Source organism: Actinomadura rifamycini DSM 43936, from assembly GCF_000425065.1.
Lineage (GTDB): Bacteria > Actinomycetota > Actinomycetes > Streptosporangiales > Streptosporangiaceae > Spirillospora > Spirillospora rifamycini.
This window is the reverse complement of the sequence record NZ_AULB01000077.1, coordinates 1-1,054: the sequence shown is the minus strand read 5'-3', so window position 1 is coordinate 1,054 and position 1,054 is coordinate 1. Positions and strand designations below refer to the sequence as shown.

At 73.6% G+C, this 1,054-nt stretch carries 1 protein-coding gene; it reads left to right on the top strand.

Annotated elements, in window-relative coordinates; all coding sequences use genetic code 11:
• Positions 1-1,054: M28 family metallopeptidase (locus H505_RS0133360; RefSeq protein WP_026405404.1), on the top strand; the 1,054-nt coding region annotated here is incomplete at both ends.

Sequence of the window (1,054 nt, the reverse complement as noted above, 5' to 3'; positions counted from 1 at the left end):
CCCCGGCCGCCGCGGCCGCCCCGACCACGACCGCCGCCGCCCCGGACGTCCCGCTCGCCAACGTCAAGGCGCACCTCGCGCGCTTCCAGAGCATCGCCAACGCCAACGGAGGCAACCGCGCCCACGGCACGTCCGGCTACCGCGCGTCCCTCGACTACGTGAAGGCCCAACTGGACGCGGCCGGATTCACCACGACCGTCCAGTCCTTCACCGCCCGCGGCGCCACCGGCTACAACCTGATCGCCGACTGGCCCGGCGGCGACCCCGACGACGTTCTGATGACCGGCGCGCACCTCGACGGCGTCACCGCCGGCCCCGGCATCAACGACAACGGCTCCGGCTCCGCCGCGATCCTCGAGACCGCCCTCGCCGTCGCCCGCGCCGACCTCCGGCCCGGCAAGCACCTGCGGTTCGCCTGGTGGGGCGCCGAAGAACTCGGCCTCCTCGGCTCCACCCACTACGTCAACACCCTGCCGTCCGCCGAACGGCAGAAGATCGGCGGCTACCTCAACTTCGACATGATCGGCTCGCCGAACCCCGGCTACTTCGCCTACGACGGCGACGGCTCCAGCGGATCCGGCGGCCCCGCCGGATCCGCCCGCATCGAGACCGTCCTGCGCGAGCACTTCACCGCCCTCGGCGTCCCCGTCCGCGACACCGCCTTCGACGGACGCTCCGACTACGGGCCGTTCATCCGCGTCGGCATCCCCGCCGGCGGCCTGTTCACCGGCGCCGAAGGCCGCAAGACCACCGAGCAGGCCCGCCTGTGGGGCGGCCAGGCGGGCGTCGCCTACGACCGCTGCTACCACGCGTACTGCGACACCACCGCGAACATCGACGACACCGCCCTCGACCGCAACGCCGACGCCATCGCCCACGCCGTCTGGACCCTCGCCGGCACCGGCGGCCCGCCCGACGGCGAGATCGTCCACGCCGACGACCTCGAAACCGACCAGGGCTGGACCGTCGACCCGGACGGCACCGACACCGCCACGTCCGGCGCGTTCGAGCGCGGCACCCCGCAACCCACCTCCTGGTCCGGCGTGAACCTCCA